At 63.3% G+C, this 8,028-nt stretch carries 8 protein-coding genes; 7 read left to right on the forward strand and 1 reads right to left on the reverse strand.

The annotated features are described in order from the left end of the window. The first annotated feature begins 176 nt into the window (after positions 1–176). The 6 genes from aroQ to AB5Y81_RS16715 all read left to right on the forward strand — a co-directional run bounded on the left by aroQ (position 177) and on the right by AB5Y81_RS16715 (position 5,808). Positions 177–626: a type II 3-dehydroquinate dehydratase gene (aroQ, locus tag AB5Y81_RS16690; protein ID WP_005298040.1), complete on the forward strand. Its 450-nt coding sequence runs from the start codon at positions 177–179 to the stop codon at positions 624–626. A gap of 36 nt (positions 627–662) precedes the next feature. Continuing rightward, positions 663–1,121: an acetyl-CoA carboxylase biotin carboxyl carrier protein gene (gene accB / locus AB5Y81_RS16695; protein WP_213343699.1), complete on the forward strand. Its 459-nt coding sequence runs from the start codon at positions 663–665 to the stop codon at positions 1,119–1,121. Between the two features lie 15 nt (positions 1,122–1,136). Then, positions 1,137–2,477 (forward strand): acetyl-CoA carboxylase biotin carboxylase subunit, encoded by a 1,341-nt coding sequence (gene accC, locus AB5Y81_RS16700; protein ID WP_005298029.1) that lies wholly within the window; start codon positions 1,137–1,139, stop codon positions 2,475–2,477. 79 nt (positions 2,478–2,556) lie between these two features. Then, positions 2,557–2,835 carry a YhdT family protein gene (locus tag AB5Y81_RS16705; protein ID WP_010633080.1) on the forward strand — a complete coding sequence of 93 codons (279 nt, stop codon included), beginning with the start codon at positions 2,557–2,559 and terminating at the stop codon, positions 2,833–2,835. Next, positions 2,825–4,303 (forward strand): sodium/pantothenate symporter, encoded by a 1,479-nt coding sequence (panF, locus tag AB5Y81_RS16710; RefSeq protein WP_267997299.1) that lies wholly within the window; start codon positions 2,825–2,827, stop codon positions 4,301–4,303. The genes AB5Y81_RS16705 and panF overlap by 11 nt, the downstream gene beginning before the upstream one ends. 77 nt (positions 4,304–4,380) lie before the next feature. Next, the gene (locus tag AB5Y81_RS16715; RefSeq protein WP_279485363.1) at positions 4,381–5,808 is read left to right on the forward strand and encodes a PTS transporter subunit EIIC; all 1,428 of its coding nucleotides are present in this window, start codon (positions 4,381–4,383) and stop codon (positions 5,806–5,808) included. A 2-nt stretch (positions 5,809–5,810) separates the two neighbouring features. Here AB5Y81_RS16715 and AB5Y81_RS16720 read toward each other — a convergent pair whose 3' ends face one another. Next, complete coding sequence (locus tag AB5Y81_RS16720; protein ID WP_017779917.1) at positions 5,811–6,683, reverse strand: LysR family transcriptional regulator; 873 nt, start codon at positions 6,681–6,683, stop codon at positions 5,811–5,813. Between the two features lie 100 nt (positions 6,684–6,783). On the opposite strand from AB5Y81_RS16720, the gene AB5Y81_RS16725 reads away from it, so the two are divergent. Then, positions 6,784–7,800 carry a zinc-binding alcohol dehydrogenase family protein gene (locus tag AB5Y81_RS16725; RefSeq protein WP_095592149.1) on the forward strand — a complete coding sequence of 339 codons (1,017 nt, stop codon included), beginning with the start codon at positions 6,784–6,786 and terminating at the stop codon, positions 7,798–7,800. Positions 7,801–8,028: the final 228 nt, after the last annotated feature.

An 8,028-nucleotide genomic window follows, 5' to 3' on the forward strand; every position in this document is an offset into this window, starting at 1 on the left:
AAAAACAGACAGATGTAGAGATTAGACCAGTAAAATGCTGCTAATTTTCACGAAATCAATATAATTGCGAAATCTGTGTGCCAGTGCACACCGATTTGAGCAGAAAATGGCTAGATTTCTGGTAGTCCACAAGATAGCTGACAGATAGCAGCATTATCATCGAGGATGTACTCAATATGTCGCAAAAACACCGAATTCTCCTGCTCAACGGGCCGAACCTGAACCTGCTGGGCAAACGGGAACCGGGCATCTACGGCAGCAAGACGCTCGATGAGATCGTCGCCGATCTGACGCTAAGTGCCGGCGAACTCGGGGTCACACTGGAACACCTGCAATCCAACGCCGAACACGAGCTGGTCGGCCGCATCCACCAGGCCATGGGTCAGGTGGACTTCATCATCATCAATCCGGCCGCCTTCACCCACACCAGCGTCGCCATCCGCGATGCGCTGCTGGGTGTGGCCATCCCCTTTATCGAGGTTCACCTGTCCAACGTCCACGCCAGGGAACCCTTCCGTCATCACTCCTATCTGTCTGATGTCGCCAAGGGGGTCATTTGTGGGCTGGGGGCCGATGGCTACCAATTCGCTTTAACCGCGGCCGTGCACCAGTTGCGCGCGGCTTGATAATCACTGATCAGATAAAGAAGAAAGAGAATGCTAATGGATATCCGCAAAATCAAGAAGCTGATTGAACTGGTTGAAGAGTCCGGCATCGCCGAACTGGAGATCTCCGAAGGTGAAGAATCCGTTCGCATCAGCCGCAACTTCTCCGGTCAGGTGACCGCTGCTCCGCAGATGATCATGCCGCAGGTTGCTGCTCCGGTAGCCGCTCCTGTCGCCGCCACCCCGGCCGCCGCAGCACCGGCTGCCGACGCCACCCCGGCCGGTCACCTGATGCGCTCCCCCATGGTCGGTTCCTTCTACCGCTCTTCCAGCCCGGAAGCCAAGCCGTTCGTAGAAGTGGGCCAGCACGTCAATGTCGGCGATACCCTGTGCATCGTCGAAGCCATGAAAATGATGAACCAAATCGAATCCGACAAGGCCGGCGTGATCAAAGCGATCCTGGTTGAAAATGGTCAGGCCGTCGAATTCGACGAGCCGCTGTTCATCATCGAATAAGGGAAATCGCCACCCATGTTGGACAAAGTAGTCATCGCCAACCGCGGTGAAATTGCCCTGCGGATCCTGCGCGCCTGCAAAGAGCTCGGGATCAAGACAGTGGCCGTTCACTCCACCGCCGACCGGGAGCTCAAGCATGTGCTGCTGGCCGACGAAACCATCTGTATCGGCAAACCGGCCAGTACCGACTCCTACCTCAACGTGCCAGCGATCATCGCCGCCGCCGAGGTGACCGGTGCCGTTGCCATTCACCCCGGCTACGGCTTCCTCTCCGAGAACGCCGACTTTGCCGAAGTGGTCGAGAAATCCGGCTTCGTCTTCATCGGCCCGCGCGCCGAGACCATTCGCCTGATGGGTGACAAGGTCTCCGCCATCGAGGCGATGAAGAAGGCGGGCGTACCCTGCGTACCGGGCTCCGACGGTCCGGTTGACAGCGATGCCAAGCACAACGCCGCCATTGCCAAGCGCATCGGCTACCCGGTGATCATCAAGGCCGCCGGTGGCGGTGGTGGTCGCGGCATGCGCGTGGTGCGTAGCGAAGCCGAGCTGGCTGCCGCCATCGCGCTGACCAAGTCCGAAGCAGGCCAGTTCTTCAAGAACGACATGGTCTACATGGAGAAGTACCTGGAGAACCCGCGTCACATCGAGATCCAGGTGCTGGCAGACGGCCAGGGCAACGCCCTCTATCTGGGCGAGCGCGACTGCTCCATGCAGCGTCGCCACCAGAAGGTGGTCGAAGAGGCACCGGCGCCGGGCATCACCGCCGAGATGCGCAAGTTCATCGGTGAGCGCTGCGTGCGCGCCTGTATCGAGATCGGCTACCGCGGTGCGGGTACTTTCGAGTTCCTGTACGAAAACGGCGAGTTCTATTTCATCGAGATGAACACCCGTATCCAGGTAGAGCACCCGGTTACCGAGATGGTCACCGGCGTCGACCTCATCAAGGAGCAGCTGCGCATCGCCGCCGGCCAGCCCCTGTCGATCACCCAGCAGGACATCCGCATCCGTGGCCACGCCATCGAGTGCCGGATCAACGCCGAAGACCCGGCCACCTTCATGCCGTCTCCGGGCCTGATCCAGCGCTTCCACGCGCCGGGTGGTCTGGGCGTGCGTTGGGACTCCCACATCTACGCCGGCTACAAGGTGCCGCCCTACTATGACTCCATGATCGGTAAGCTGATCTGTTACGGTGAAAACCGCGACGTCGCCATTGCCCGCATGCGTCAGGCGCTGGACGAGCTGGTGGTGGAAGGGATCAAGACCAACGTCTCCCTGCAAAAAGAGATCATGAAGGACGAAAACTTCCAGCACGGTGGTACCAATATCCACTACCTGCACAAGAAGCTGGGTCTGTAAGACTCGCGTCCGCAGATCTTCTGCTGAAAAAGGGCCATGGCGACATGGCCCTTTTTTGTTATCCTTGCGCCCCTCGAAATTGTCGGAGGCCAAGGTGAACCGTTTTGCGCTCGCTCGTCGGGAAGCAGCACTCTGCCTGCTGCTGACCCTGCTCTACTTCCTTGCCTGGTATGGCACGGCCTATTTCATCCCCGAAGAGATCGAATTCTGGGATATGCCGCTCTGGTTCCTGCTCAGCTGCATTCTGATGCCGCTGCTGTTCATCGTGCTGTGCGGCCTGATGGTGGATCGCCTGTTCGTGGATATCCCCCTCGACTCCCAGCCCCTCGATGACAAGGAGCCTCCCCATGAATCTTGAGCTGCTGCTGCCGCTGTGCATCTATCTGGTGCTGGTGCTGGGGGTCGGTTTCTGGGCCAGCCGCCACCGGGTGGGCGGTGACTTCGTGCAGGAGTACTTCATCGGCAACCGCAGCATGGGCGGCCTGGTGCTGGCCATGACCCTGGTGGCCACTTACACCTCGGCCTCCTCCTTTATCGGCGGGCCGGGTGCCGCCTACAAGATTGGCCTTGGCTGGGTGTTGCTGGCGATGATCCAGCTGCCCACCGTCTGGCTCACCCTAGGAGTGCTTGGCAAGAAGTTCGCCATCATAGCCCGCCGGGTCAATGCGGTGACCATCAACGACATGCTGTGGGCCCGCTACCAGAGCAGGGCCGTAGTGGTGCTGGGCTCGGTCACCATCATCCTCGCCTTCATCGCCACCATGGTGGTGCAGTTCATCGGCGGCGCCCGCCTGCTGGAGACCGCCACCGGCCTCTCTTATCAGCAGGGGCTGTTCCTGTTTGCCGGCTGCGTGCTGCTCTACACGGTGATCGGCGGCTTTCGCGCCGTGGTGATGACCGATGCGCTGCAGGGGATCATCATGCTGATCGGCACCGGCGCCCTGCTGGCGGGGATCCTGATCGCGGGGGATGGCTTGCCCAACCTCATCCACCAGCTCAAGGCGATCGATCCCAAGCTGGTGAGCCCGCAGGGGGCCGGCGACATGCTGACCCAGCCCTTCATGCTGAGCTTCTGGGTGCTGGTCTGCGTCGGGGTGGTGGGACTGCCCCACTCGGCCCTGCGCTGTTTTGGCTATCGCGACAGCAAGGCGCTGCATCGCGGCATCCTGATCGGCACCATCGTCAGCGCCTTCCTGATGTTCGGCATGCACCTGGCCGGGGCGCTGGGCCGCGCCATCCTGCCCGGCATGGACAGCCCGGACAAGATCATGCCCTCACTGATGATGGAAGTGCTGCCCCCCTGGCTGGCCGGGGTCTTCTTGGCGGCCCCCATGGCGGCCATCATGTCCACCATCGACTCCCAGCTGATCCAGGCCTCCGCCACGTTGGTGAAGGATCTCTACCTCAACTACCTGAGCCCGGAGAAGGCCGGCCAGGAGAAGCTGGAGGTACGGGTGCCGCGCCTCTCCCTGCTCTGCACCCTGATCCTGGGTACCCTGGTGCTGCTGGCGGCGCTGCAGCCCCCCGAGATGATCATCTGGCTCAACCTGCTCGCCTTCGGTGGTCTGCAGGCGGTGTTCCTCTGGCCGCTGGTGCTCGGCCTCTACTGGTCACGGGCCAACGGCCCGGGCGCCCTGGCCAGCATGGTGTGCGGCATCCTCTGCTACGCCGTCCTGAGCCAGTGGGGGATCAAGCTGGCCGGTCTGCACGCCATCGTGCCGAGCCTGGCGCTGGGGCTGGTCGCCTTCGTGCTGGTCAGCCTGCTCACCCCGGCTCCAAGCCAGAGCGTGCGGCGGCTCTTCGAACCTTGTTCAGCAATGGATTAATAAAGGGTTCCGAAACTATCCCAAAATGGGTGCTTTAAGGGTAAACTGTGCGCCATGTCACAAAATAGTGCACCCTTATGCCCGTCCAGAACGCCAGACAGATCCTGACCCAAGCCCTGCAGCGACTCGGTTACGCCCTGTTGCTGCCGGTCTCCATCCTGCCGCTGGCGGCCCTGCTCTATCGGCTCGGCCAGCCGGATGTGCTGGATCTGGCGGTACTCTCCCTCACCGGTCGCGCCCTGTTCAGCCAGATGCCGCTCATCTATGCGGTGGCCATCGCCTTCGGGCTGAGCCGCCAGGGTGAGGGGAGCCAGGCGCTGGCCGGGGCGGTCAACTTCCTGCTACTGAGCTCGGCGCTCGGCACCCTGGCCCCCGGCCTGCACAGCGACATGATCTGCGGCCTGCTGGCGGGATTGACCACCGCCATCGTCTACCCCTGGCTCAAGCGCCACCCCATGCCCCACTGGCTGCGGCTGATCAATGGCGATTTCACCAGCCTGCTCGCCTCGGCGCTGGCCTGCCTGCTGCTGGCCTTCCCCCTCGCGCTGCTCTGGCCGCTGCTGGAGCAGGGCATCACCCTGCTCGCCTCCGAGCTGCTCACCACCCCGTTCGGCGCCTTCTGCTACGGCGTGCTGAACCGGCTGCTGATCCCGCTCGGTCTGCACCAGGTGCTGGGCAGCCTCATCGGGCTGGGGGAGAGCAACCTGCAGGCGCTGGCCAGCGCCCAGCCGCTGCACGAAGGCTATGTGGCCGGGCTCTACCCCATCATCATGTTCGGCCTGCCTGGCGCCTGCTTCTCCATCTGGCTGCACCGCCAGCGCATGCAGCGGCTGCCGCAAGGGGGGCTGCTGCTCACCCTGGCGCTCACCTCGGCGCTGGTGGGGATCACCGAGCCCATCGAGTTCCTGTTCGCCTTCACCGCCCCCTGGCTGTTTCTGGCCCACGCCCTGCTGACCGGATTGTCGCTCGCCACCTGCAGTGCGCTCGGCATCAAGGTGGGCAGTTACTTCTCCGCCGGCCTGCTGGATCTGGTGCTGAGCTACCACGCCGGCGAGCACAGCTTCTGGCTCATTCCGGTCGGCATCCTGTTCTTCGTCGCCTACACCTTGCTGTTTTATCAGCTGCTGGAGCGCACGCCCCTCAGCCTGCCGAGCAAGCCCATCGCGCCGGAGCACCCGCGCCTGGCCAGTGTCGCCCCCTCCGATCCCCAGATGCTGGCCATCCAGTACCTCAAGGTGCTGGGGGGCATGGACAACCTTCAGGCAATGAGCGTCTGCCTCACCCGCCTCAGCCTGCGGGTACGCGACATCTCGCTGGTGGATCAATCCCGCCTGCTGGGGCTGGGCTGCCTCTCCTGGATCCAGCTCAACGACCATCAGCTGGTGCTGGTGCTGGGCCCCAACGCCAGCCTGATCGAGGGGCAGATCCGCATGCTGGCGGAACGCCAGTCGGTGCCACTCGGCCTCAAGCCCAATCAGGAGTCGGCCGGCCAGAGCGGCTGGTAGCCTCAAGCAAACGGCAAGCGCTCGGCCACAAAATCCATCAGGCTGCGCAGGGCGGGGGCCAGGTGCTCCCGGCTCGGGTAGATGAGATAGAAGGGGTTGGGCGGCACGGCGAGCTCGGGCAACACCTTCTGCAAGCGGCCACTCGCCAGATCCCCTTCGCAGACGTGATGGGGCAGCAGGGCAATTCCCCCTTCATTGATGGCCAGCTCCCGCAGCGCCAGCAGGCTGTTGCTGATGCAGGCCCCCTGCGGCCGCCAGCCCCCCTCCTGCAGCGGCCACACCGGCAACGACGTGTGCACCAGGCAGGCGTATCGACCCAGCTCGCTCAGCTGTTGCGGCATGCCGTGGGCCGCCAGATAAGCGGGTGCCGCCACCAGATGGCGCGGCACCTGACCGATGCGCCGGCAGATGAGGCTGGAGTCTTTCAGCGGCGCCGCCCGCAGCGCCAGATCGTAACCCTCCCCCACCAGGTCGAGCTGTTCATCGCAGAGGGTCAGCTCCAGCACCACCTCGGGATAGAGGGCCCGAAACTCGGCCAGGATCCGGCCGAGCAGCAGGGTGCCGGTGGCCTCCGGCGCGGTGATCCGCACCCGCCCGGCCGGGGCCGCGCGCAGCCGCGCCATCGCCAGATTGGCGCTGCGGGCCAGCGCCAGCAGCGCCCGGCACTGCTCCACATAGACCTCTCCCTGCGGGGTCAGGCTCAGCCGGCGGGTGGTGCGCTGCAACAGGCGCACCCCGAGCTGGGATTCGAGCCGCGAGATCTTCTGGCTGACCGAGGATTTGGGCATGCCAAGCAGCTCGGCCGCGCCGGTAAAACTGCCCTGCTCCACCACGGTGGCAAACAGCCCCATCAGCTCCAGTTCGACATTGTTCATATATTCAAACAGTCTTTACCAATTACCCATCTTAATCTGAATAATCAACCAGACTAGAGTGGCTGGCAATCCCCATCCAACCGATTTGAAAGGAACTGCCATGAAAGCCATCGCCCTGACCCACTATCTGCCGAGCGATCATCCCGACTGCTTCATCGAGGCCAATCTGGCCGACCCGACGCCGGGCCCGCGCGACCTGCTGGTGCGGGTCAACGCCACCTCCATCAACCCGGTCGACACCAAGGTGCGCGCCCCCAAGGCCAAGATCGAGAGCAGCCCGCGGGTGCTGGGCTGGGACGCCGTGGGCGAGGTGATCGCCGTCGGCCCTGAGGTGACCCTGTTCAAGGCGGGCGACCGGGTCTGGTATGCCGGCGACATCAGCCGCCCCGGCAGCAACAGCGCCCTGCAACTGGTGGATGAGCGCATCGCCGCCCTCGCCCCCGCCAGCCTGAGCGACCTGGAAGCGGCCGCCCTGCCGCTCACCGCCATCACCGCCTGGGAGACCCTGTTCGAGCGCATGAGCCTCAGCCGCGAAAGCCGCGGACGGCTGCTGATCATCGGCGGTGCCGGCGGGGTCGGCTCCATCGCCATCCAGCTGGCCCGCCAGCTCACCGGCATGGAGGTGATCGCCACCGCCTCGCGCCCCGAAACCCGGGCCTGGTGCCTGCAGATGGGGGCCCACCAGGTGGTGAGCCATCACCAGTTGCAGGAGGAGCTCACCGCCCTCGGCATCAACCAGGTGGACGCCATCTTCTGCACCAATGCCACCGAGCAGCACTGGGATGCCATGGCCAGCCTCATCAGCCCGTTCGGCCATATCTGCACCATCGCCGAATCGAGCGAGCCCTGGGATCTCTCCCTGCTCAAGAGCAAGAGCGTCACCTTCAGCCAGGAGTTCATGTTTACCCGCTCCCTGTTCCAGACCCCGGACATGATCGAGCAGCACAACCTGTTGGGGCTGGTCGCCGCCCTGGTGGATCAGGGCGTGGTCAAGAGCACCCTCAGCAAGGTGGTACCCGAGCTGACCCCGACTACCCTGGCTCAGGCCCATGCCGAGGTGGAAGCCGGCCGCATGGTGGGCAAGCTGGTGATCGACATGAGCCGGTTCGGCAACTAATCCCTTATGGGTAAAAACTGCACCATCATGGGGTGAACTCACCAGTGACAAGCCCCATCACAGCACAGCTCACATCAGGCAACAGACAGTCACCACGCAGCCTCACCATAAAAAAGCCAAAAAAAGGGGCCATCCCGCCGGGATGGCCCTAAATACCTGAACGTTGGGGTAACAATCACACACATATCCTTATGCAGGACCTCTGTACCTTTGCAGCTAGTGTGCCAA

This window comes from Aeromonas sp. s2 (assembly GCF_040907935.1).
Lineage (GTDB): Bacteria > Pseudomonadota > Gammaproteobacteria > Enterobacterales > Aeromonadaceae > Aeromonas > Aeromonas dhakensis.